Consider the following 22,220-nt stretch of genomic DNA (forward strand, 5'->3'; position numbering starts at 1 on the left):
CACCTCGGTGATTTTTCACAAGTTGCTCCGGTCCGTCCCGCGGAAAAGCATAGGGACGTGAGCTATCTGCGCCTGCCGCACCTCAACGGAGACCTGCTGAGCTTTGTCGCCGAGGACGACCTCTGGCTGGCCCCGCTCGACGGCGGGGGCCGCGCCTGGCGCCTCACCGTCGACCGCACCAAGGTCGGCCACCCCCGCTTCTCCCCCGACGGCCGCCACCTCGCGTACACGACCTGGCGGAGCCTGGTCCCGGAGATCCACCTCGTCCCGGTCGACGGCGGACCCGGCCGCAGACTCACCTACTGGGGCAGCGCCGACACCCAGGTCTGCGGCTGGACTCCCGAGGGCGACATCCTCGCGGTGGCCTCGCACGGCGAGCCGTTCTCCTACTTCACCTGGGCCCACAAGGTCCCCACCGACGGCGACCCCGGCGGCCGGCTCCCCTGGGGCCCGGTCTCCGACATCCAGCTCGCCGACATCGACGGCGAACGCCGGACCCTCCTCCTCACCGGCACCCCACCCCACGAACCCGCCGCCTGGAAGCGCTACCGCGGCGGCGCCATGGGCCGCCTCTGGCTGCACGGCCGCCGCCTCCTCGCCGACCTCGAAGGCCACCTCCACTCCCCGATGTTCGTCGACGGCCGCATCGCCTTCCTCTCCGACCACGAGGGCATCGGCAACCTCTACTCCTGCGCCTACGACGGCTCCGACCTGCGCCGCCACACCGACCACGACGCCTTCTACGCCCGGCACGCGGCCAGCGACGGCACCCGCGTCGTGTACCAGTGCGCCGGCGACCTGTGGATCGTCGACGACCTGTCTCCGGCCTCGCTCCCGCGCAAGCTCGACGTCCGCCTCGGCGGCCCGCGCGCGGGCCGCCGTAGGTACCAGGTCCCGGCCGCCCAGCACGTCGACGGCATCTCGGTCGACGAGACGGGCCGGGCGAGCGCCGTGGTCGTACGGGGAAGTCTGTACTGGCTGACCCACCGCGACGGGCCCGCCCGCACCATCACCGATACGCCCGGCGTACGGGTCCGCCTCCCCGAGATGCTCGGCAGCGGCGGACAGGTCGCCTACGTCACCGACGCGGACGGCGAGGACGCGATCGAGATCGCCTACCTCCCCCGCGCCACCGGCGACCGCGCCCCCCGCCGCCTGGCCTCCGGCGAGGTGGGCCGCGTACTGGAGTTGGTGTCGGACACGGCGGGCGAACGCCTCGCGATCGCGGCGCATGACGGTCGGTTGTTGCTCCTGGACGCGACCGAGGACTCCAACGGCGAGGTGACGGAGCTGATCTGCTCGATCAACGGTCCGGTACGGGACCTCGCCTTCTCCCCCGACGGCAGCTGGCTGACCTGGTCCCACCCGGGCATCGGCCGCTCGCTGCGCCAGATCAAGATGGCCCGCATAAAGGACCGCCTGATCGTCGACGTCACCAACGGCCGCTTCGAGGACGAGAATCCGGTCTTCACCCGGGACGGCCGCTACCTCGCCTTCCTCTCCTGGCGCGGCTTCGACCCGGTCTACGACGTCCACACCGGCGACCTGTCCTTCCCGCTCGGCTGCCGCCCCTACCTCGTCCCCCTCTCCTCGGCCACCCCCTCCCCCTTCGCGCTGACCCCGGAGGGCCGCCCGGCCGCCGGCGGACTCGACGCGGCTGAGGACGACGAGGGCGCGGACGGCGCGGTGACGGTGGAGGTGGAGGGCCTGGAGAGCAGGGTCACGCCGTTCCCCGTCTCGGCCTCCAAGTACTCGGCGCTGTACCCGGTTTCCGGCGGCGGACTGGTCTGGCTGCGCTGGCCGATCTCGGGCGCGCTGGGCGAGACCTTCGCCAATCCGGACGACACCAGCGGCCGGCCGACCCTCGAACACTTCAACATCAGCAAGGCGAAGAAGTCCGAACTCGTCGACCACCTCGACTGGTTCGCGGTGAGCGGCGACGGCTCACGGCTGGTGGTGGTCGACGAGGACGAACTACGAGCGGTCCCCTCGACGGAGTCGGGCGACGGCGACTCGACCGTCTGGATCGACCTGCGCCGCATCCTGCACGAGGTCGACCCGCCCGCCGAATGGCGCCAGTCCTACGAGGAGGCCGGCCGCCTGATCCGCGCCTACTACTGGGACCCGCAGATGTGCGGCATCGACTGGAACGGCGTCCTGGCCCAGTACCGCCCGTTGGTGGAACGCGTCGCGACCCCCGACGACTTCGCCGACCTGCTCCGCGAAGTCCTGGGCGAGTTGGGCACCTCGCACGCCTACGTCACCGCGTCCCGCCGCAACGAGGGCCCGCCCCACTACCAGCGCCGCCAGGGCCTGCTGGGCGCCAACCTGGTCCGCAGGGAGGACGGTTGGACGGTGGCCCGCATCCTCCCCGGCGAGTCCTCCGACTCCAAGGCCCGCTCCCCGCTGGCCGGCACCGGCATCCGCGAGGGCGCGGTCCTGACCCACGTGGACGGCCGCCCGGTCGACCAACTCACCGGCCCCTACCCCCTGTTGGCGGGCGCGGGCGGCACGACGGTGGAGCTGACGTTCACCCCGGCGGAAGGCGAGGGCAGGGCCCGCCGTGCAGCGGTCGTCCCCCTGATCGACGAACGCCCCCTCCGCTACCAGGACTGGGTGGCCAAACGCCGGGCGGTGGTACGGGAGTTGAGCGGCGGCCACTGCGGCTACCTCCACATCCCCGACATGGGCGGCTCCGGCTGGGCCCAGTTCAACCGCGACCTGCGCCTCGAAGTCTCCCGCCCCGCCCTCATCGTCGACGTACGCGGCAACGCGGGCGGCCACATCAGCGAACTGGTCGTCGAGAAACTCACCCGCACCATCCTCGGCTGGGACCTCACCCGCAACGCCCAACCGGTGTCGTACGCGTCAAATGCCCCCAGGGGCCCGGTGGTTGCCCTGGCGGACGAGGCAACGTCGTCGGACGGCGACATGATCACAGCGGCCTTCAAACTCCTCAAACTCGGCCCGGTCGTAGGCCAACGCACCTGGGGCGGAGTGGTCGGCATGACCGGCCGCCACCAACTCGGCGACGGCACGGTGATCACGGTCCCCATGAACGCGGCCTGGTTCGACGCGTATGGCTGGTCGGTGGAAAACCGGGGCGTGACCCCGGACTTGGAGATCCTCCGCACGCCGTTGGACTGGGCAGAGGGCCGCCACGCCCAGTTGGACGACGCGATCAGGCTGGCACTGGATCTGCTGGCGATCCATCCCGCGGCAACACCGCCCGACCACTCGGCCGTACCGGACAGAAGCAGACCGAAGTTGCCCCCACGTTCTTGAGAAGCGCTGACTGCACCCGCCTAGGGGCGCGGGGAACTGCGCGCCCAGCCCCCACCGAACCCGCACCCGACAACGAAACGTGGGACGCCCCAAAAACCCAGGGCGCCCCACGCAATCGGACAACGACTAAACGTCGTAGTCCTGGTCCATACGGTCCTCTTCACGCTGCATGCGCTCAGAGACCTCGTCCCGCTGAGCGCCCCGCTGCCCGCGCTCGCGCTCCTCGCCCTCGCCCTGACCCTGGCCCATCTTGTCCTTGGCCTTGTCCGCGAGGTCCTTCGCCTTGTCCTGGAACTGGTCCTTCATACCCATGTGGGTTCACTCCCGTAGTGGGGGGAAACGGCCCTTGACCGGGCCTCGACCAGATTCACACGGGCGGACACACTTCGCATTTCGGTCAGCTACGTTCCGTAGCGCGAGCCTCCTCATCAGCGGCTCCACCCGCCCCGACAAGCCCGGAACGCATCCCTTCCAACCGAGATCCGAACCGCCGCATCTCCCGCTGCCCCACCGCCCCGATGATCCCCGGCAGGTACCCCCGCACGCCCTGCGTCCCCCGCAGCCACCCCTGCCCGTACACATGACTCGCCCGCCGTTCGATCCCGGCGACGATCCGGTCCACGGCCGGCCCCAGCGGATACGTCTTGTTGGCCGGCCACGGCAGCCGCTGCCTCAACTCCCGCATGACGTCGTCCTGATCGGCCCCGCGCACCATGTCCGTGTCGGTCCACGACAGATACCCGACCCCGACCCGTACGCCCTTGTAGCCGACCTCGGCACGCAGACTGTGCGCGTACGCCTCGACGCCCGCCTTGGACGCGCAGTACGCGGTCATCATCGGCGCGGGCGTGATCGCGGCCAGCGAGGCGATCTGCAGCAGATACCCGCGGCTCTCCATCAGCACCGGAAGGAACGCCCGCGCGGTCACCGCGGACCCGATCAGATTGACCTCGATCACCCGCCGCCACGCGACCGGATCGGAGTCGACGAAGGGCCCGCCGCTGGCGACACCGGCGTTGGCGACGACGATGTCGACCTTCCCGAACCGCTCCTTGACCTCGGCGGCGACCCGCGCCATGGCCTCGTGATCCGTCACGTCCGCGTACCAGTGGCCGCTCTCGGTGTGCAGCCGCTCGGCGACCTGCTTCAGCGCGTCCGGCTCCAGCCCGACCAGCGCCACCTTCGCGCCACGCGCGGACAGCTTGCGGGCGAGCAGTTCGCCGACGCCGCGCGCGGCCCCGGTCACGACCGCGACCTGACCCTCCAGGCTCACCTTGTTGCTCATGCGCCCTCCTTGATCTGATCGCTCGGGTCCAACTCGATGTAGGTGGCGGCCAGTTCGCGGATCTTCCCGCTGACCAGCTCCGGCGCCTCGATGGGTGTCATGTGCCCGAGCCCCGTCAGCTCGGTGCTCCCGACGCACTGCGGCAGCGCGGCGACCAGCGCCCGCGTGTGCACCGGCGGCGTCAACCGGTCCGCCGTACCGACGACGACCGCCGTGGGCACCGCCAACTCCCGTACCCCGTGGTCGAGATCGAGGGAGTCGAGGACCTGCGACCACGCGTACCGCACCGTCCTCGGACACGCGTGCACGATCCGCGCGCACGCCTCGACCATGTGCGGCGCGGAACCGGGTCCCATCGTCGCGTACTTCAGGATCCGGCGCGCGACGGGCGTGACCGGCCCGAGCGGTGCCCGACTGCCGAGGACCTTCCTGGTCAGCCAGGACCGGGTCCGCCCGGCCCGCATCGGCACCACGCGCGACTCGTCGACCAGCCGCGAACTGCCCGTACTGCACAGCAGCACGGCCACCGCGTGCTCCCGGAGCCGGGCCCGCCCGGCCGCCGCCAGCACGGTCATCCCGCCCATGGAGTGCCCCACGATCACGGCCTTCTCACCGGGGGTGAGGGTCGCTTCGAGTACGGCTTCCAGGTCGTCGGCGAGCGCGTCGGTGCCGTAGGCGAGGGCGGCCGGGCTGCGCCCGTGGCCCCGCTGGTCGTAGACGACGACCCGGTGGTCGACCGCCAAGTCCCTTGTCTGCGCGGCCCAGAAGGCCGTGGAGCAGGACCACCCGTGGACGAGGACGACGGCCGGCGCGCCCTCGGGGCCGTGCACCTCGACATGCAGCCGGGAGCCGTCGGCCGAGGTGACGGTCGGCTCACGGACGGGGACGGGCGGGGCGTACGGCCCGGACGTGACGTGCAGGAGACGGCTCATGCGTCCACCACCTCCGACTTCTCCGCCTTCTTCTCCGCGGGCGCCCGCACGACCTCGTACTCCGCGAGGTCCACGCGCCGCGTGGCCGTGCGGAACTCCGTCGTCGTGCCGGGCCAGACGGTGGTGTTGCGGCCGTTCGCGTCGAGGTACCAACTGGTGCAGCCGCCGGTGTTCCACACGGTCCGCTTCATGCGTTCCTGCACACGCCGGTTCCAGACGTCCACGGCGGCGGGCCGGGCGTCGAGGGCGACACGTCCGCCGAGGACGTCCAACTGCCGTACGTAGTCGGCCATGTAGTTCAGCTGGGACTCGATCATCAGGATCATGGAGGAGTTCCCGAGGCCGGTGTTGGGCCCGATGATGGTCATCCAGTTGGGGAACCCGGCCGCCGAGGCGCCGCGCAGCGCCCGCATTCCGTCCTGCCAGGCCTCGGCCAGCGTCCGCCCGCCCACGCCGACGACCCGGTCGGCGATCGGCATGTCCGTGACGTGGAAGCCGGTGCCGAAGACGATCGCGTCGACCTCGGCCGTACTGCCGTCGGCACCGACCACGGTCGAGCCGCGCACCTCGCTCAACCCGCTCGTCACGACATCGACATCGGGCTGGGCGAGGGCCGGATAGTAGGCGCTGGAGAGCAGGATGCGTTTGCAGCCGATGCGGTAGTCGGGGGTGAGCTTGGCGCGCAGGGCCGGGTCCTTGATGGAGCGGGCCATGTTGCGCTTGGCCAACTGCTCGATCATTCCCAGCTCGTTGGGCCGCTTGGTGAACGCCTGGACCTGCAACTCCCGCAATCCCCACAGGAGTCCGCGGCGGGCCTGGGTGGTGAAGGGCAGCGCGCGGTGCAGGGCGCGTTCGGCACCGCTGATGGCACGGTCGACGCGGGGCATCACCCAGGGCGGGGTCCGCTGGAAGACGGTGAGACGCTCCACCTCGGGCTGGATCGACGGCACGATCTGGATCGCGGAGGCGCCCGTGCCGACCATGGCGACGCGCTTGCCGCGCAGGTCGTAGTCGTGGTCCCAGCGGGCGGAGTGGAAGACCTTGCCGGGGAAGGAGTCGAGCCCCGGGATGTCCGGGATCTTCGGGTCGGAGAGGGGCCCGGTCGCGGAGACGACGAGGTCGGCCGAGTAGGAACCACTACTGGTCTCGATGTCCCACCGCAGCCGCTCCGCGTCCCAAGTCATCATCTTCACTTCGGAGTTGAAGCGGATGTGCGGGCGGAGCCGGAAGACGTCCGTGACGTGCTCCAGGTAGCCGCGGATGTGCTCCTGCCCGGAGAAGGTGCGGGGCCAGTCGGGGTTGGGCGCGAAGGAGAACGAGTACAGATGGGACGGTACGTCGCAGGCGCACCCGGGGTAGCTGTTGTCCCGCCAGGTCCCGCCGACGCTGTCGGCTCGCTCCAGGACGACGAAGTCGGTGACGCCCTCCCGCCGCAGCCGCACCGCGGCCCCCAGCCCGCCGAACCCGGACCCGATCACCGCCACCCGCACATGCTCGTGTTCGGTCATCCCGTGCCCTCCCATACGACCGTGCAACCGCGCCAGTGAACACTGGCGCAATCGGAGCGTAGAGCAGCTCCGTACTCATGGGTAGGGGGCGGTACGAGGACGTTTACATCAGCGGCCGCCGCCGCGGGTACCTGGGTGTACGACGTAGGGTGCGTGCGTGGCGGAGAAGGCAGACCAGAAGCGCGAGTACCGCATGGAGGAACTGGCCGAGCGGGCCGGCATCACGGTGCGCACCCTGCGCTTCTACCGCGAACGCAAACTCATCCCCCCGCCCCGCCGGGAGGGCCGTATCGCCTGGTACGACGAGACCCACCTCGCCCGCCTGCGCACGATCTCGGCGCTCCTGGAGCGCGGCCACACCCTCAACGGCATCGCGGAACTCGCCGAGGCCTTCGACCACGGGCGCAACGTCGGCGAACTGCTGGGCCTCGGCGCCCCCACCGAGGAGACCCCGGTCCGGCTCACCCCGGAGGCCCTCGCCGACTACTTCGGCGACCAGGCCACCCCGGAGAACTTCGCCGCCTCGCTCGAACTCGGCTACCTCGGCACCGACGGCAGCGAGATCGTCCACATCAGCCGCCGCCTCCTCGACGTCACCGCCGCCCTGGTCCGCGAGGGCATCCCCCTCGCCGACGTCCTCGACGCGGGCCGCCGCGTCCGCGCCCACACGGAGTCCCTCGCCGCCCTCTTCGCCGACCTGGTCCTCGCCCAGGGCGGCACGACGGAGGACCTGCAACGACTGCGGCCACTGGCGAAGAGCGTGGTGGAGGCGGAACTGTCGATGGCCATGGACCGGCGACTGCAAGCCGGTCGCGACCAGGGTCCTGGCCCTGGCCCTCAGAGGTCGTAGACGACCGTCACCGGCGCGTGGTCCGACCACCGCTCGTCATGCGTGGCCGCCCGCTCGACATACCCCTTGACCGCCTTGGCGGCGAGCCCCGGCGTCGTCACGTGATAGTCGATACGCCATCCGCTGTCGTTGTCGAAAGCCCGCCCCCGGTACGACCACCACGAGTACGGCCCCTCCACGTCCGGATGCAGCGCCCGTACGACGTCGACGTACGCCCCGTCCGCCGCGTCGAAGACCCGGCTCAGCCACTCGCGTTCCTCAGGCAGGAAGCCGGAGTTCTTCTGGTTGGCGCGCCAGTTCTTGAGGTCGGCCTGCTGGTGGGCGATGTTCCAGTCGCCGCAGACGACGACCTCGCGACCGTCGGCGGCGGACCGCTCGCGCAGGTCCTTGAGGTAGGCGAGGAACTCGTCCATGAAGCGGATCTTCTCGTCCTGCCGCTCGGTGCCGACCTCGCCGGAGGGCAGGTAGAGGCTCGCGACCGTGACGCCGGGGAGGTCGGCCTCGACGTAGCGGCCGCTGTCGTCGAACTCGGCCGATCCGAAGCCGACCTGGATGCGGTCGGGCTCGCGACGGGTGTAGAGGGAGACGCCCGCGCGGCCCTTGGCGGCGGCCGGCGCGTGCACGACGTGCCAGCCCTCGGGGGTGCGGACGTGCTCGGGCAGCTGCTGCGGCTCGGCTCGCACCTCCTGCAGGCAGAGCACATCGGCGGAGGTCCCGGCGAGCCACTCCACGAAGCCCTTCTTCGCGGCGGCCCGCAGTCCGTTCACATTTGCAGAGGTCACAGTGAGCACCCCGGCACGATACCGGCACACTGGACGCAGTCCGGATCCGCCCGGATCCCCTTACGAGTAGGTATACGATTTTCGGCATGAATATTCGTACGGTTCCCTTCGACCACCCCGACGCCGTGAAGCTGAACGACGAGGTCCAGGCGGAATACCACGTCCGCTACGGCGACGGCGGCGACTCCACCCCGCTCGCCCCACCGGACTTCGAACCACCCAACGGCGTGTACCTGATCGCGTACGACGAGGACGACAGACCCGTCGCCACCGGCGGCTGGCGCGCCCAGGACGCCGACAGCGAGGGCAACGAGGACGGCGACGCCGAGCTGAAGCGGATGTTCGTGATCGAGCAGGCGCGCGGCCGGGGTCTGGCCCGCCGCATGCTGGCCGCCCTGGAGGAGAACGCCCGCGCCGCCGGCCGCGTCCGCATGGTCCTGGAGACCGGCACCAAGCAGCCCGAGGCCATCGCCCTCTACACGTCCAGCGGCTACGAGCCGTGCGTGAAGTTCGGCTACTACCGCCTCTTCGACGACAGCCGGTGCTTCGCGAAGGCACTGTGACCGTGCGAAGGCAGGCACCGTGACCGAGGGCGCCGCGCCGGTCAGCTCCTCAGGTAGGTGAGCACGGCCAGCACCCTGCGGTGCGCGTCGTCCGCCGGCGGCAGGTCCAGCTTGGCGAGGATGCTGCCTATGTGCTTGCCGACGGCGGCCTCGGTGACCACCAGCTCGCGGGCTATCGCGCCGTTGGACCGGCCCTGCGCGACCAGCCCCAGCACCTCCCGCTCCCGCGGGGTCAGCCGGGCCAGCGGATCACGGCGCCGGCGCAGCAACTGCCGTACGACCTCCGGGTCGACGACCGTGCCGCCGGCCGCGACCTCGTTCAGCGCGTCCACGAACTCCTCGACCTGGCCGACGCGGTCCTTGAGGAGATAGCCGACGCCGGTGCCGTCCCCGGAGTCGAGGAGTTCGGCGGCGTAGGCGCGCTGCACGTACTGGCTGAGCACCAGCACCGGCAGTCCCGGGCGCTCCGCGCGCAACCGTATCGCCGCGTGCAGGCCCTCGTCCTGGAAGCCCGGTGGCATCCGCACGTCCGTCACCACGATGTCCGGCGGGTGCTCGGCGACGGCGGCCAGCAGGGCGTCCGCGTCCCCGACCGCGGCCACCACCTTGTGCCCGAACCGGGCGAGCAGCGCGACGATCCCGTCCCGCAGCAGCACACTGTCCTCGGCCAGCACGACGCGCAGCGCCGGCCGCTCCCCCTCGACCATCACTCCCCCCGCTCCCCGTCCGCACCGCAGGAAATGTCGGCGCCTGGAATGCCCATGCACGGGATGTCCGCGCACGGAATGTCCACCCGCAGGACCGTCGGACCGCCCACCGGACTCGACACCTGAAGTGAACCATCCAGCACTGACACCCGGTCCCCGAGCCCGGTCAGCCCGCTCCCCCGCCCGGCGTCCGCGCCCCCGCACCCGTCGTCGTACACCTCCAGCACCAGCCGCCCGTCCCGGTGTCCGCCCCGCACCCCGGCCCGGGTGGCGCCGCTGTGCCGGTCGATGTTGGCGAGGGCCTCGCAGACGACGAAGTAGGCGGTGGCCTCGACGGCGGGCGACAGCCGTCCGGGCAGGTCGAGTTCGAGGTCCACGGGTACGGCACCGCGGTCGGCGGCGTCGGCGACGGCGGCTGCGAGGCCGTAGTCGACGAGGACGCGGGGGTGGATGCCGTGGATCAGTTCGCGGAGTTCGGCGAGGGCGTGTCCGGCCTCGTCGTGGGCCTTGGCGAGCTGGTCGGCGAGGGGGCCGGGCGGGGCGTCGAGGCGGGCGAGACCGAGGGTCACGGTGAGGGCGACGAGCCGTTGTTGGGCGCCGTCGTGCAGGTCGCGCTCGATGCGGCGGCGCTCGGCCTCGAAGGCGTCCACCAACCGCAGCCGGGAGCGGGCGAGTTCGACGACCCGAAGCCCCAAGTCCTGGTGGCCCGGCTCCAGCAGTAGTCGCGTCAGCCCGGCGCGCGCCCCGGCGACGGCCCCGAGGGCGTAGAGCCCGGGCGCCAGCAGCACGAGCCCGAGGACGGCGACCCCGGCGGCGGACGGCCAGGTGGTGACCGTCCACAGCTTGAGCACCTTCACCTCGCCGTCCCCCATCAGCGCGGGCGTGCCCAGCATGGCCAGCGGACCGCCGAGCCCGACCACGAGCGCGAACGCGTCGAGCGGCCACAGCAGCAGCGCGAACAGCAGCGTGTACGCCAACTCCCGCCAGGTCGCCTGCTCCCGCAGCCGCGTCGCCAGCCAGCCGCGCAGCCCCGGCCGGTCCGGCACCCGGTGCGGGCCCGGCACCGGCTCCCGGTCGACGAGCCGCAGCCGGTACCGCTCGGCCACGGCGACGGGTATCCCGGCGAGCGCGGTCAGCACGAGCAGCGGTATCCCCACCAGGACAACGGCCAGCACACCCCCACCGACCACCCCGGCCAGCAACAGCACCAGCACGACGGCCCCGGCCGCGACTCCGCTCCCGAGATACAGCACGGCCCGCCAGGGCCACACCGACCACAGAAAACCGGGCCTCACCAGGGCCTGCCACACAGTACGCATGCGGATCACCGTAGGAGGCGGGGCAGTTGGGGGACAGGGGTCCAGGGGGTGGGGCGGGGGTAGGGGCAGCCATACCTGCCGGGAGGGCCGACCTGTCGGCCGGGAACACAAAGATCCCGCCCGATCTGACGATCGGACGGGATCTTGTTGCTGTGTGGACCTTGTTGGCTCTTACTCCAATCGCTCGGACCTTCTAAAGAGGCTGGTCAACGCCTCGGAGCTGCTGGGTCAAGCACGAGCGCTTGAGGCGGTCGGCATCCCTGAGCGGGTCAGCGTCCGATCCGACGCGCCACCCAAGACAGATCGGCGCCTGACTGATCGCATGGACGATGAAGCCGTAGCCGAGCTGGTGCGCTCCTTCCAAGAGGACGGCACCACCAAGCGCGTGCTTGCTGAGCGCTACGACATCTCTGAGAGCAGCGTGAAACGCATCCTGCGGAAGCACCGACCCACAACCGCGTAACAGCACCCGTCACCCCTTGTCTGGCCATGTAAGCCGTGACCGGACAAGGGGTGAGGCATTGCCTCACCCCTCCAAGTAACAACTAAAAGGAGGGTAACCATGCTTGCAGAAGCACTACAGCCAAACGCCTTCGGCACATTCAACCCCCGGATGTACTTCCGGGCTCTTGCTCCGCCTCGGGATACCGAGAGCGACGGGCCGCGCCTGCTGAACATGCGGGAAGCAGCCGAGATGTTACGGGTCAACAAGACCACGCTCTATACGCACTTCATCCATACGCGACGTCTCGCCACCATACAAATTGGCCGGCGTCGGCTCGTGCCACTTGAGGCCGTACGCGAACTCATCGAGAGCCTGCGGGCCGATGGAGCGCAGTAATGGGCCGCTCGAACGGCGAAGGCACGTACTACCAACGCAAAGATGGGCGCTGGGAAGCTGCGGCCTACTTCCAAACCGTAAGCGGACAACGGAAGCGGCGACGCTTCTATGGGGCAACGAAAGACGAAGCGCGACAAAAGCTCATTGAAGAACAGGCCAGGGCGCACAAAGGCATACGCCTGCCGGACAGGACATGGAAACTCGGCGAGTATCTTGATTATTGGCTTGAACGCGCTAAGCGTCGCCCCCTCACCTACAGACGACACGAGAGCATTGTTCGCCTTCATCTTAAACCAGGCATGGGCAACTATCGTCTCGATCAAATTTCAGTTCAGATAGTCCAAGACTTTCTTGACCAGTTACAAGTTGCTGGAAAAACGAATGCCACTATCCATCAGGTACGCAAGGTGCTCAGCGCCGCCTTAACGCACGCCATGCGAAAGGAAATCATAGTCCGCAACGTTGCCCGCTTGGTAGAGATGCCTCAGTACAAACCAAGCGAAGCGCAGCACTGGACACCCGCAGAAACTGTCAGGTTCCTCGAAGCCGCACGCACAGATCCTCTCTACCCAGCATTCGTTTTGCTGACTCTCTATGGGCTGCGCCGGGGTGAGGTTCTAGGAATTAGGTGGCGCGACGTGGACTTTGCGCAAGGCGTACTGCGCATCAGACAACAGGTGCAGCGCATCAACGGCAAACTTCAATTAGCAGAACTCAAAACTGACTCAAGCCGCAGAGATGCACCGTTACAACCGGTGGCCCGAGAGGTATTAGAAAGACGCCGAAAAGAGCAAGACGCAGCTCGTTTAGCCGCTCACCCCTCCTGGCAAGGATCAGACTCAGATGAGGAACTCGTCTTCACTACAAAGACGGGACGCCCGATCGAATCACGCAATCTCTACCGATCATTCCTGCGAATCTGTGAGCAAAATGGCCTACGACGTATCACCATACACGGATTACGACACAGCAACGCGACAACGCAGAAGAACCTACAGGTACACGATCGAGATATCCAAGCCATACTCGGACATGGCGACGTGCGAACCACAGGCATCTATGAACACATAGACATGGACAGCAAGCGCAACGCGCTAGCGAAAGTCGAGCAAGCACTATTCTTCCGCTCCTACGCAACGGGCGACGAAGCGCGTTGCCGTCAAAAACTGCCGTCAAACAAGAAAAAACTCCACCGATTTGGTGAAGTTCTCTCTGGTGGCTCCTCCCAGACTCGAACTGGGGACACAAGGCTCTTCAGGCCCATCCATTGCGGCATTCGGCGACGCACGACCGAAGTAAACAAAGCCATTGATAGCCACAGAAGACGGTGGCTGGTGGGCATCGTTGCCGTCAGCGTTGCCGTCAAAACTGGCTCTAATTCAAAGGAGGTGAAATATGAACAAGCAGCGTAACCAGACTCTAAGTATCGGCTCGCTCTGCACGGGATACGGCGGGCTCGACATGGCCGTGCAGAAAGTCTTTGGCGGCACCCTCAAATGGGTAGCCGACAACGACCGCCACATGACAAGGCTCTTAGCGGCGCACCATCCCGGGGTGCCAAACCTCGGAAACATCAGTCGCATTAGATGGCACGAGGTGGAGCCCGTAGACCTTGTGTGCGCGGGTTTTCCGTGCCAAGACATCAGTTTCGCCGGTCGTGGGGCCGGCATTGTGCATTGTGCAGGGGTCGCGTAGTGGACTCTGGCTCACCATCGCCAAGGGCATTCGCGTTCTACAGCCCAAGCTCATCGTCTTGGAGAACGTCAGCGCGCTCCGCCGACGGGGGCTCAACCGCGTACTCGGAGACTTGGCCGGCATCGGGTATGACGCACGCTGGACGAGCCTTCGCGCCGCTGACGTTGGCGCGGCCCACCGCCGAGAGCGCGTGTTCATCCTCGCGTACAACGAAGCGGGTCAAAGTCTCCTCGCTACTGCCAACGCCCAACACGGGCGACATGAAGAGCAGCCAACCGGCAGCAGCACGCAAGGCGAGTCGTCACCAAGTCAGGCTTGGGGATTTGCTAGTAATTGCCCCCCCCCCCCGAGGGAACATGGGGAAAAGTGACGCTGTTGCCCACACCCCGAGCTCGGGATGCGTCGGGGGCTCGACTGACGCCGAAGCACACAGGGTTGGCGCTCAACGATTTGGTGGTACGCCTGGCGCTTTCGAGTGGGGGCCGTACGAGCCAGCCGTCAGACGATGGGAGGCCGTGACCGGTCGCGCGGCTCCTCCTCCTGTCGAGTTGGGAACACGCGGGCAGCAGCGCCTTGCCGCACCGTTCGTCGAGTGGCTCATGGGTTTGCCGGTCCACTACATCACCGGGTTGGGGCTGCCACGAAGTGGTGAACTCCACGCGCTCGGCAACGGGGTCGTGCCCCAGCAGGCGGAAGCGGCACTACGTCAACTGCTGACTGCACTAGCGGACTAGATAGGCGGTCTGTTCAACCTTCGTCACTCTCTGTAGAATTAAGATATGCAACCGAGCGACTTCTTTGAAACCGAAGACAACCCATTTTGGGATGGCGCCGACCCCTGGAACGTACAGGCTCGCATAAGCGAGGTATTCAATGCCGAGCTCGTCAATAAACTCAGGCAAGGGCCTGTCGACCAAGTAGACGACCTAGAAGCCGCCTATGCACTCACACAGCTCGCATCAGAGGAGCTTGAAGCGTACGGCACGGATAGCAGTAACAAACTGGATGACGAGCAAAGCAGCTTACTCCTACGAACACTTCGCGTACTACTAAAGCGACAGGATATCGAATTCTCTCCCCCTTTCCGTAACTTCACGGGGTTCCGCGGCTACTGGAGCAGCCAAGGGATGAGTGGCGGCGGCGGATGGGCCGCTCGCCGCGGCTACGTGAATGAACTATTCACTCCTATTCTAGGGAAGCTGGAGGAACTAGAAGATGAGCGGGCGAGTGTCAGATCAGTTCGCGGTGTTGACGGGGAGCTCAAAAACCTTATCTTCGCCTCAACTGGATATAAACCTCAAATCGTCGTTCGAGACGCAATCAACAACATCATCGAGGTCACGAAATACGCCGAGTACTGCCTCTTCTACGACCGGCCGCTGAGCCAAGCTGGTCTCAGTTGGGGAGCACTCGCTGACTGGTGGCGCACCAAAAATGACTTCGCCGACATGGGCGATTCAGATGTTGCCCGTGATCTATGGAGCAGGCTTAGTGATTCGGTCAAGGACAATCCCGTAGAGCGTCTACTGTTCCGGACCTATAGTGAGCGGTACTCCCTGGGAAATGCACGGGAACTTCCCGCATTGATTCCACAAGTCTACTTGCACTACGACCCGCTAACGAAAAGACAGCGCGACGGTGCCCCAAGTGTCTTGGCCCGTGAACGTATGGACTTCTTGCTTCTCCTGCCGAATGGCGTGAGAGTCGTGCTTGAAGTTGACGGCAAACAACACTATGCCAACGGCAACGAGGCATCTCCTCGTCTATACTCCGAAATGGTTGCAGAGGACCGCCGACTGCGTCTCAGAGGGTATGAGGTCTATCGGTTCGGCGGATACGAACTTAACACCGAAGGCGCAGAGGATATGCTGCGAAAATTCTTTGATGACCTACTAGCGAAGGCTATATAGACACAGGTGCTTCTATCGCCTTCGTTCGTACTCGGCCACGATCATCTCGTACGCCTCGGTGAGGTCACGGGTCGTGTGCTCGTCCCACATGTCGATGCTCGCCGCTCGCCGCTCAGTCTGGCGGAACTGCGCGTGCCACGAGCGGTCTTGTGTCAAAACGACCGACTCACGGACACCCGGAAACTGGTCAGCAGTGATGTCCAGCAGCCAGCCGCCTTGCTCCAGCCAAGCGTGGGTGTGCTGGTCACTGCCGCGCTCTCCCGCAACGTACTCCCACACCCCGAACCCTTGATCACGTAGGAACTGACCGAGCAGCGGCGACGCATCACCACAGGAGCCATGCGGAAAGTCACGCAGCGAAATAAGCCCTGTGTCCGGGCAAGCAAGGATCGCTTGGCGAAATGCCGCCGCCGCTGAACGTACTTCGTTCACGGGTTCAGCCGACGCTCAATCTTGTCCAGCATCCGCATGAGCAGGCTGGCAGTCATGACGGCCTCAGACGCCTCGGTGACGTCATCGAAGGAAACTTCTCGGTGTCCCGAAGGGTTGCGCAGCACGGCGTACGCGCCTTGGAAGAACATCATGGTCCCGACGACTTCGCCAGCAGGAGCCACCGGGTCGGCGAGCGGCCCACCCTGCCGAAAAGCCTTCGTCATGAGGTCGGTACCGAACACATCGTCGCCGAAGCCGGCCAGCTGTCGCACACGAACCTCGACGGCCTTCATAGAGACGAAGATGGCGTTCTCGTACTCACCGATGAGGAACTGTCGCCGTGCTTTGGCTTCAATGAGCGGGTGCAGGTTGTCTTGCAGCCTGTTCACACTGCGCACCGTAGCAATACCCTGCTCAACAGCTTCGCGCCCGCGGCGGGTTACGAAAATAGATTGCGGATTACTATCACCGGGTTTGCTTGCGAGCATCCCATGCGACAACAGCCATTGCGCTGCTTCGGCTACAGCCCTCGCCGGGTGGGTGCCCATGGCCCGATACTTCTCGTCCGTCGTGTAGCTCAGGCAGTAGTTGTACGAGTTCCACGTGTTGGTCCGCACCATGTCTTCAAGAACGTGCAGCGCAAGTTCGTCGACAGGGAGTTCAAGGACATCTTGAGGGCTGAGAGCGATCATGCCTCACAGGTATACGCTGCCTTACGGCTTCTGTAAACCGCTTTTCTTTGGGCGGTCGGCTGGTGCTAGCTCGTCCTCAAGAACCCACGAGCACACAACTCCACCCTTCGGGAATGTCCAGCCAGGATACGAGATTTGAACACTTGGCGAGGGATCAGAGGCGGCCAGTTCAGCCACTCGTGGCTGCCTAGGGCCGGACAGATAGTCCACAACGTTCATTCGCCAAATTCCGCAGTCGCCATACGAAATTTCAGCGCTAAAATCCTTAGTGGGCTGTGCTAGGTCAAGGTGAAGGAGGTGTCCATGTCGCTGCATCAGCACGCGATATGTATAGGCAATCCGTACCCGTTGGCTGCGCTCAACAACCACATCGCCTAGATTTACGGTATAAGACTGTCCTTCCTTGCGGACGCCGCGTCGTACCTTCTGGGGCTTTCCGTCAACGGTCAGTTCGACTAACTCAAATACCTCGGGCGACGCAGCGTTCAGCTTTCCGACGGTCGGAAAGTACCACTCCGCGGCCGATGTTGGATCACTTAGCAAATCCCGGTAGGACTCAAGATCAGAGACACAGGAGAATCGGAACACCGGGTTTGAAGGCGTGAAACTGTACTCCCAACGAATCGTTGCGACGAACATCGCTTCACGCCCCGTATCCGGTCCTTCAGTCCACGGCGCTAGAGCTACCGAAGCACGTGCGTCATACCACCGTTGACGAGCACCAATGATCTGCTGCCTCAGATCGCGAGAAGCATCGGCGGCAAGCTCCTTGTCCCCAAGCCGTATGGCCAAGGTGTTTTCAACAATCCGATCAAGGGTCTCGGGTGATGACACAGCAGTCAGGGAGTCCGGAGCGAACGCAAAGCCCTCCACCACCGAGTCACGGATGACGGGCGCAGACTCCTCTACTACTGACCGCAGGCGCTCCGTCCCTCGCTCCTCGGCGTCCACGTTGTTGACGTACTCGAAGAAGATGGCGATGAGGCCAGTCGTGAAGAGAGCTAAGCCAGCATTGGGCACCAAGTCGTCAGAGAGCCAGTTGCCAACGTGGTGCGCCTGGAGCCAGTGCCCGAGCAGAACCACAACAATGCCGGCCAGTGAGGCAAGCACAGCGATGAGAACAAGTCGGGTGCGGTAGAGGCGTTGTAACGGGCTCGACATACAAGATCAATTGTAACAAACTTGCAGGTCAGCGCAATGGTTGTACAACAAAAGACCCCGGGCCCACCGCCCGGGCTCGGGGTCTCTCGCGTTGCTCAGGTGCCGACGTCAGCGCTTGGCGCCGCCGCTTCCGCCGCTCGTACGTGCGTACATACCTGTCACCTCCTCCGCTGTCCGGGGTGCTGCACGGCCAGCCTATAGGACGCATAGTCATGGGACACAGATAGTTGGGATATATCGTCTCTGGATGTTGAGGCTTGGGACATATGAGCTAGGGCACGACATGCCAAAGCAGCCCATCTCAGACGCAGCAGCAACCTTCGGTGCCCGGGTCCGTAGCCGGCGCAACGAGCTCGGCAAGAGCCAAGAGGGACTTGCCGACGACAGTGGCATCCATTGGACGTTCATCGGCCAGGTGGAGCGAGGACAGCGCAACGTCTCGCTGCACAACATCCTCAAGATTGCCGACGCCTTGCAGGTCGATCCTGCCGAGCTGGTGCGGGGGCTGAGCGCTCCGCAAGACCAAGCCGAGCCCGACAAAGAGACGCCCTGATCTCCCCGACGAACCAGAAAAGACCCCATTTCGGGGCCTTTTCTGGTTCGTCGGTTAAGGGTCTAATGAACGTCAATCGCGTCAACGCCGACTGGCGCACCACCAGGAGTCGGATATATCTGAGCACGAATGGTACCGTTTGACTCAGCGACACTAGCCATCACACAAGCCTTGATGTGCTGCCAAGAGTTACCGCCAGGTAGATTGCTAAACGAGTAAGTTGACTTGTCGGTGCCGTTTGCTCCCAACAACCAAATGGCTAGAGTGCCCGACGCGCCACTTCCATAGCCGGGCGTGATAACGCTGGCATCCACGCAGTATGTGTCGCCAGCGCCAATCGCATAGCCACGCGACTCATACAAGCTGTCACCGGTGCCTGATGCTTGTACAACCTCAAATCCTGAGCCTTCGGCTGGCAAGGTGGAACTATAGTTGCTGTATTGCATGTATGCAGGACTGCCGCTCACCGACCAGTGCGAGCTGTCTACGTTGAAGCCGCCATTCTCGATGATGGAGCTGTGAACGTCGAGCGCATCAACGCCAACGGTAGGACTCCCAACCGATGGGAAGAGCTGCACACGAACATTGCTGTGCACTGCCGTTGCGGTCACGCAAGTTTTTACGGGCGTCCACGAATTGCCACCGGGTAGCCCAGCAAACTGATCTGTCGAAGTCTCAGTTGTGTTCGTGCCTGTGAGGTGAATCGCCAACATGCCGCTGGCACCGCTGGTGTTGCCGACGGTGTTTACTTCGACTTCGGCACAGAAAGTGTCGCCAGCGTTAATGGTTCGTGGTAAGTCTTGGTAGATGCTGCCGCCCGAAGTATTGGTGTTAGTGGCTCCGAAGCGACCACCTTCGTACGGGTTCGTGCCTACGTTGTCCGCAGCCGCATAGGTAGTGAAGCTAGTGCCAGTAGCGAGGTTCCAATATCCTGTACCGCCGTTGAACCCACCATTGGCGCTCAGGGTTTGGTGCACGTCCACAGCATCAACGCCGATGGTCGGCCCTCCTGCTGTTGGATAGAATTGCACCTTGATATATGAGTGTGCTGTCGTTGCCGTGACACATGTCTTGACCTCTTGCCAACCGTTGGCGTTCGGGAGTGAACTAAAGTCCTTGGTCGAGACTTCGTTGGTGGAACCGCCAGTCATCCATAGGGCAAGAGTTCCGCCGCCGCCTGTGTTCGCTCCGGCTGTAACTACCTCAGCGGACGCACAATAGGTATCGCCGGCGCTAATGGTCTTCGAGTTGGTTTCTGAAAGGCCATCGCCAGAGTTAAGTGCTTGGATGAGCTCGAAACCTGTGCCCTCATAAGGCAGTGTGGGGGCGGCGCTACCGGTCTGCTGATACCCCAGGGTTCCATTAGGTGACCAGTGCGAGCTGTCTACGTTGAAGCCGCCATTCTCGATAGGGCTTGCGCCAGATGGGAGAGATGGCCCGGACCCCGAACCAGTCGAACCGGGGTGATGGATGACGCCCTGTATTGCGTAGCCGGGCCAGCCAGTCATACTCAGAGTTGCATTACTACTGGCAAGTGCACCGCTTGATATGCTTGCCGAGCTGTAGACGGCAACGGTGTTTTGGTTGACAATCTGTATGCTGCTGCTGACAGAGTTGATGATAGCGGCATGGCCGTACCCGCCATCATTAAGCGTAATCACATCACCCGCATCCAGCTTTGAAATCGAGCCATTGTTTTCTGCGCTCAATCCGGACGGGACGTTATTAATGAGCGTGTTGCCGTTGCCATGCCATGTTGCGCTCGTCCAGCCCTTTGTTAAGTAGAGCCGGTTTACCATCTCTACACATTGCCACTTAGTGCCTGAGAGAACCCCGTTGACGTAGTTGTTTCCGTTTTCGTTAGCGGCGCTGCTCCCGTTGGAATATATGTCAACACCGTCTCCATTGAGCCAGCCCATGCCATTGAGCTCTACCGTGCCCACTGCGTCGACGCGAGTGTTGGATATGCTCGCATACGCCGCACCTGTAAGGGCTAGTGTGGGCGCGAACGAAACAGTTATTGTTAGAAGTGCCATCACGAACGGACGGACTTTGATTGAAGCAATTTTTGAAATCAGCATCACCTTGACCTTTATGTATACTTAGCAGTTACGGTTTGAGACTCAGTTTTGAGGCTTGGCTACGCCCTTTGAGGCGTTCTCGAAAGAAGTGTTGATGCCAGTAATCGTGCTCTGCGAGGCGCAGTTTACTGCTGACTTCCAGGGGATGTAGACATAGTAATACCCTCCAACTGTTGCCCCACCGGGGTATTTTTGGGTATACGCGGTCCCTGTTACTGGGTCGGTATCCGTTGGAAGAACCCTAATAATTGCACCCACTGGGCTTCCTTCTCCCGTGGTACTGAATCGTGTTGCATCGCAACCTTTATTGCTCAGCGACGAAAGACCGACCCACACCGTGTTCGGTTCTCCGGTTAATGGGTCACGTGTGCTCGTGCTCACCGCGTAGTATGCATCGTTGATGTTGCTTGCTATCGGGAGGTTCACTCCCCACTCATGTATAGCTAAGTGCTGACTCGTGACTGAAGTCGCCTCGGCTTCTGCGCTTCCATGGAAGTGGTATGCGACACCGCTAGCGATAGTTACAATTACAAACCCTACTGAAATTAAAGCCTTGGTCTTCCCAAAGCCTGTACGTCCCATTCTCATGCAAGCGTCCTAAATTTACTTATGAAATCAGCTTACATGCAGGTACATGTAATAGCAAGCACACTTTTGCATTTTGTTCGGTGCAAGGCTGGCGGGGCGACTAAATGCTCGCTCTTTACTGAGGGAGCGTACCATTCAGAGACTCGAATACTTTGAGGATATCGGAGTAGAGAGGCTCCGCTTTATAGGCGTCAAGACTGTATTCAGCACCATTGTCACTGGTGGTCTGATTGGTTGGCGTAAGAGCTGCCACCATTGTGACGTTATGGGCTTTCTGGGAGTCAATAACACCGAAGCTCGTGCTTGCGCTGCCGGTCGTTGTCGCCAAGCCAATCCCTGTCACAGCACCGTCGGTCCCAGCGGTTTGCGCAACTGCATACATCGCGCGTCCGTCCACGGTAAAGCCAGAAAGCGTCGTGCCTGGAGCTGTCCCAAGAAAGTTAAGGTTCACGTCTGCGGCTTTGCCAGCAATCAGGCTCAGGTCGAAGTAATGACCGCCGGTTGCAGATGTCTTCACCTCGATATTTTCACCATCTGTCGAAGTGGTAATTGTCCAGTCAACAGGGTACCGGAAGCTAAGTTGTGGCGAGCTTAGGGTCGCAGTCTTCCATCCTGCATACGGGTCAGTTGGCGTCGCCTTTGAGCCTGAAGTGCCAGTATCCTTGGTGGTATCGGTAGCTCTCGAAGATGCCTTGCTCGATTGCTGCTTATCGTGGTTGTGCTTGTAAACATATACGCCACTTCCGGCAATTACTGCCAATACTGCAATTACCAATATCGCAATATGAGCGAAGCCTTTACTGCTCGACAAGTTCTTCTGCATTTTTAGTACCTGTTTAGTTGTTACCTTCAGTAAAGCACAAGCAGGGCCATTCGGCAAAGCAAGTTCTCAGTTCTACCACTTGCCAAATGTGCAATAATAGAAGGTAAGGGAAATGGTTACGCGGCCTGCCGACACGTAACGTAGGGTGTGGGTAGAGAGAAGCACTAAGAAGTTACCCCCCCCCCCTGCTTTTGAGGGATTTCGGGTGGCAGC

General features: G+C 64.0%; 23 protein-coding genes. 10 read left to right on the plus strand and 13 right to left on the minus strand.

Annotated features, from left to right (window positions below; genetic code table 11):
- Positions 1-57 precede the first annotated feature (57 nt).
- On the plus strand, positions 58-3,285 hold the full coding sequence (locus ACIBJH_RS04320; protein WP_399115296.1) for a S41 family peptidase: 3,228 nt from the start codon (positions 58-60) through the stop codon (positions 3,283-3,285).
- A gap of 126 nt (positions 3,286-3,411) precedes the next feature.
- On the opposite strand, the gene ACIBJH_RS04325 is transcribed toward ACIBJH_RS04320, so the two are convergent.
- The 4 genes from ACIBJH_RS04325 to ACIBJH_RS04340 form a co-directional block, all read right to left on the minus strand.
- Entirely contained in the window at positions 3,412-3,597 is a 186-nt protein-coding gene (locus tag ACIBJH_RS04325) for a hypothetical protein (RefSeq protein ID WP_399115297.1), read from the minus strand.
- A gap of 85 nt (positions 3,598-3,682) precedes the next feature.
- Positions 3,683-4,570, minus strand: a complete 888-nt coding sequence (locus tag ACIBJH_RS04330) for an SDR family oxidoreductase (protein ID WP_399115298.1) — start codon at positions 4,568-4,570, stop codon at positions 3,683-3,685.
- Complete coding sequence (locus ACIBJH_RS04335; protein ID WP_399115299.1) at positions 4,567-5,502, minus strand: alpha/beta fold hydrolase; 936 nt, start codon at positions 5,500-5,502, stop codon at positions 4,567-4,569. Before ACIBJH_RS04335 ends, ACIBJH_RS04330 begins: the two co-directional genes overlap by 4 nt.
- Positions 5,499-7,010, minus strand: a complete 1,512-nt coding sequence (locus ACIBJH_RS04340; RefSeq protein WP_399115300.1) for a flavin-containing monooxygenase — start codon at positions 7,008-7,010, stop codon at positions 5,499-5,501. Before ACIBJH_RS04340 ends, ACIBJH_RS04335 begins: the two co-directional genes overlap by 4 nt.
- A gap of 193 nt (positions 7,011-7,203) precedes the next feature.
- On the opposite strand from ACIBJH_RS04340, the gene ACIBJH_RS04345 reads away from it, so the two are divergent.
- Positions 7,204-7,860 carry a MerR family transcriptional regulator gene (locus tag ACIBJH_RS04345; protein ID WP_399115601.1) on the plus strand — a complete coding sequence of 219 codons (657 nt, stop codon included), beginning with the start codon at positions 7,204-7,206 and terminating at the stop codon, positions 7,858-7,860.
- Here ACIBJH_RS04345 and ACIBJH_RS04350 read toward each other — a convergent pair.
- Positions 7,848-8,651 carry an exodeoxyribonuclease III gene (locus ACIBJH_RS04350; RefSeq protein ID WP_399115301.1) on the minus strand — a complete coding sequence of 268 codons (804 nt, stop codon included), beginning with the start codon at positions 8,649-8,651 and terminating at the stop codon, positions 7,848-7,850. The genes ACIBJH_RS04345 and ACIBJH_RS04350 overlap by 13 nt on opposite strands.
- 77 nt (positions 8,652-8,728) lie before the next feature.
- Here ACIBJH_RS04350 and ACIBJH_RS04355 point away from each other — a divergent pair, with 77 nt between their 5' ends.
- Positions 8,729-9,205 carry a GNAT family N-acetyltransferase gene (locus tag ACIBJH_RS04355; RefSeq protein WP_399115302.1) on the plus strand — a complete coding sequence of 159 codons (477 nt, stop codon included), beginning with the start codon at positions 8,729-8,731 and terminating at the stop codon, positions 9,203-9,205.
- Positions 9,206-9,246: 41 nt separating this feature from the next.
- Here ACIBJH_RS04355 and ACIBJH_RS04360 read toward each other — a convergent pair whose 3' ends face one another.
- The gene (locus tag ACIBJH_RS04360; protein WP_399115602.1) at positions 9,247-9,912 is read right to left on the minus strand and encodes a response regulator; all 666 of its coding nucleotides are present in this window, start codon (positions 9,910-9,912) and stop codon (positions 9,247-9,249) included.
- On the minus strand, positions 9,912-11,231 hold the full coding sequence (locus tag ACIBJH_RS04365; protein ID WP_399115303.1) for a sensor histidine kinase: 1,320 nt from the start codon (positions 11,229-11,231) through the stop codon (positions 9,912-9,914). Before ACIBJH_RS04365 ends, ACIBJH_RS04360 begins: the two co-directional genes overlap by 1 nt.
- A gap of 322 nt (positions 11,232-11,553) precedes the next feature.
- Here ACIBJH_RS04365 and ACIBJH_RS04370 point away from each other — a divergent pair, with 322 nt between their 5' ends.
- The 6 genes from ACIBJH_RS04370 (at position 11,554) to ACIBJH_RS04395 (ending at position 15,677) form a co-directional block, all read left to right on the plus strand.
- Positions 11,554-11,694: a hypothetical protein gene (locus ACIBJH_RS04370; RefSeq protein WP_399115304.1), complete on the plus strand. Its 141-nt coding sequence runs from the start codon at positions 11,554-11,556 to the stop codon at positions 11,692-11,694.
- A gap of 99 nt (positions 11,695-11,793) precedes the next feature.
- On the plus strand, positions 11,794-12,072 hold the full coding sequence (locus ACIBJH_RS04375; RefSeq protein WP_399115305.1) for a helix-turn-helix domain-containing protein: 279 nt from the start codon (positions 11,794-11,796) through the stop codon (positions 12,070-12,072).
- Entirely contained in the window at positions 12,072-13,484 is a 1,413-nt protein-coding gene (locus ACIBJH_RS04380; protein WP_399115306.1) for a tyrosine-type recombinase/integrase, read from the plus strand. Before ACIBJH_RS04375 ends, ACIBJH_RS04380 begins: the two co-directional genes overlap by 1 nt.
- Before the next feature lie 49 nt (positions 13,485-13,533).
- The gene (locus ACIBJH_RS04385; protein WP_399115603.1) at positions 13,534-13,767 is read left to right on the plus strand and encodes a DNA cytosine methyltransferase; all 234 of its coding nucleotides are present in this window, start codon (positions 13,534-13,536) and stop codon (positions 13,765-13,767) included.
- The gene (locus ACIBJH_RS04390; RefSeq protein WP_399115604.1) at positions 13,751-14,137 is read left to right on the plus strand and encodes a DNA cytosine methyltransferase; all 387 of its coding nucleotides are present in this window, start codon (positions 13,751-13,753) and stop codon (positions 14,135-14,137) included. The genes ACIBJH_RS04385 and ACIBJH_RS04390 overlap by 17 nt, the downstream gene beginning before the upstream one ends.
- Before the next feature lie 409 nt (positions 14,138-14,546).
- Complete coding sequence (locus tag ACIBJH_RS04395) at positions 14,547-15,677, plus strand: hypothetical protein (protein ID WP_399115307.1); 1,131 nt, start codon at positions 14,547-14,549, stop codon at positions 15,675-15,677.
- Positions 15,678-15,689: 12 nt separating this feature from the next.
- On the opposite strand, the gene ACIBJH_RS04400 is transcribed toward ACIBJH_RS04395, so the two are convergent.
- The 3 genes from ACIBJH_RS04400 to ACIBJH_RS04410 are packed head-to-tail and all read right to left on the minus strand — an operon-like array spanning position 15,690 to position 17,962.
- Entirely contained in the window at positions 15,690-16,109 is a 420-nt protein-coding gene (locus ACIBJH_RS04400) for a hypothetical protein (protein WP_399115308.1), read from the minus strand.
- Positions 16,106-16,801 carry a TIGR02391 family protein gene (locus ACIBJH_RS04405; protein WP_399115309.1) on the minus strand — a complete coding sequence of 232 codons (696 nt, stop codon included), beginning with the start codon at positions 16,799-16,801 and terminating at the stop codon, positions 16,106-16,108. Before ACIBJH_RS04405 ends, ACIBJH_RS04400 begins: the two co-directional genes overlap by 4 nt.
- A 21-nt stretch (positions 16,802-16,822) precedes the next feature.
- Positions 16,823-17,962, minus strand: coding sequence for a hypothetical protein (locus tag ACIBJH_RS04410; protein ID WP_399115310.1), 1,140 nt, complete (start codon positions 17,960-17,962; stop codon positions 16,823-16,825).
- A 283-nt stretch (positions 17,963-18,245) separates the two neighbouring features.
- On the opposite strand from ACIBJH_RS04410, the gene ACIBJH_RS04415 reads away from it, so the two are divergent.
- Positions 18,246-18,515, plus strand: coding sequence for a helix-turn-helix domain-containing protein (locus tag ACIBJH_RS04415; RefSeq protein ID WP_399115311.1), 270 nt, complete (start codon positions 18,246-18,248; stop codon positions 18,513-18,515).
- A 62-nt stretch (positions 18,516-18,577) separates the two neighbouring features.
- Here ACIBJH_RS04415 and ACIBJH_RS04420 read toward each other — a convergent pair whose 3' ends face one another.
- The 3 genes from ACIBJH_RS04420 to ACIBJH_RS04430 form a co-directional block, all read right to left on the minus strand.
- Positions 18,578-20,596 carry a CHAP domain-containing protein gene (locus tag ACIBJH_RS04420; RefSeq protein ID WP_399115605.1) on the minus strand — a complete coding sequence of 673 codons (2,019 nt, stop codon included), beginning with the start codon at positions 20,594-20,596 and terminating at the stop codon, positions 18,578-18,580.
- 42 nt (positions 20,597-20,638) lie between these two features.
- Positions 20,639-21,184, minus strand: coding sequence for a hypothetical protein (locus ACIBJH_RS04425; RefSeq protein WP_399115312.1), 546 nt, complete (start codon positions 21,182-21,184; stop codon positions 20,639-20,641).
- 115 nt (positions 21,185-21,299) lie between these two features.
- Positions 21,300-22,007, minus strand: a complete 708-nt coding sequence (locus ACIBJH_RS04430) for a hypothetical protein (RefSeq protein WP_399115313.1) — start codon at positions 22,005-22,007, stop codon at positions 21,300-21,302.
- Positions 22,008-22,220: the final 213 nt, after the last annotated feature.

This window comes from Streptomyces sp. NPDC050548, from assembly GCF_044457385.1.
Lineage (GTDB): Bacteria > Actinomycetota > Actinomycetes > Streptomycetales > Streptomycetaceae > Streptomyces.

Coding starts and splice junctions, on each gene's coding strand:
- ACIBJH_RS04325 (WP_399115297.1), bottom strand. CDS start 3,597: ATGGGTATGAAGGACCAGTTCCAGGACAAGGCGAAGGACCTCGCGGAC.
- ACIBJH_RS04330 (WP_399115298.1), bottom strand. CDS start 4,570: ATGAGCAACAAGGTGAGCCTGGAGGGTCAGGTCGCGGTCGTGACCGGG.
- ACIBJH_RS04335 (WP_399115299.1), bottom strand. CDS start 5,502: ATGAGCCGTCTCCTGCACGTCACGTCCGGGCCGTACGCCCCGCCCGTC.
- ACIBJH_RS04340 (WP_399115300.1), bottom strand. CDS start 7,010: ATGACCGAACACGAGCATGTGCGGGTGGCGGTGATCGGGTCCGGGTTC.
- ACIBJH_RS04345 (WP_399115601.1), top strand. CDS start 7,204: ATGGAGGAACTGGCCGAGCGGGCCGGCATCACGGTGCGCACCCTGCGC.
- ACIBJH_RS04355 (WP_399115302.1), top strand. CDS start 8,729: ATGAATATTCGTACGGTTCCCTTCGACCACCCCGACGCCGTGAAGCTG.
- ACIBJH_RS04360 (WP_399115602.1), bottom strand. CDS start 9,912: ATGGTCGAGGGGGAGCGGCCGGCGCTGCGCGTCGTGCTGGCCGAGGAC.
- ACIBJH_RS04365 (WP_399115303.1), bottom strand. CDS start 11,231: ATGCGTACTGTGTGGCAGGCCCTGGTGAGGCCCGGTTTTCTGTGGTCG.
- ACIBJH_RS04370 (WP_399115304.1), top strand. CDS start 11,554: ATGGACGATGAAGCCGTAGCCGAGCTGGTGCGCTCCTTCCAAGAGGAC.
- ACIBJH_RS04375 (WP_399115305.1), top strand. CDS start 11,794: ATGCTTGCAGAAGCACTACAGCCAAACGCCTTCGGCACATTCAACCCC.
- ACIBJH_RS04380 (WP_399115306.1), top strand. CDS start 12,072: ATGGGCCGCTCGAACGGCGAAGGCACGTACTACCAACGCAAAGATGGG.
- ACIBJH_RS04385 (WP_399115603.1), top strand. CDS start 13,534: ATGGCCGTGCAGAAAGTCTTTGGCGGCACCCTCAAATGGGTAGCCGAC.
- ACIBJH_RS04395 (WP_399115307.1), top strand. CDS start 14,547: ATGCAACCGAGCGACTTCTTTGAAACCGAAGACAACCCATTTTGGGAT.
- ACIBJH_RS04405 (WP_399115309.1), bottom strand. CDS start 16,801: ATGATCGCTCTCAGCCCTCAAGATGTCCTTGAACTCCCTGTCGACGAA.
- ACIBJH_RS04410 (WP_399115310.1), bottom strand. CDS start 17,962: ATGTCGAGCCCGTTACAACGCCTCTACCGCACCCGACTTGTTCTCATC.
- ACIBJH_RS04415 (WP_399115311.1), top strand. CDS start 18,246: ATGCCAAAGCAGCCCATCTCAGACGCAGCAGCAACCTTCGGTGCCCGG.
- ACIBJH_RS04420 (WP_399115605.1), bottom strand. CDS start 20,596: ATGCTGATTTCAAAAATTGCTTCAATCAAAGTCCGTCCGTTCGTGATG.
- ACIBJH_RS04425 (WP_399115312.1), bottom strand. CDS start 21,184: ATGAGAATGGGACGTACAGGCTTTGGGAAGACCAAGGCTTTAATTTCA.
- ACIBJH_RS04430 (WP_399115313.1), bottom strand. CDS start 22,007: ATGCAGAAGAACTTGTCGAGCAGTAAAGGCTTCGCTCATATTGCGATA.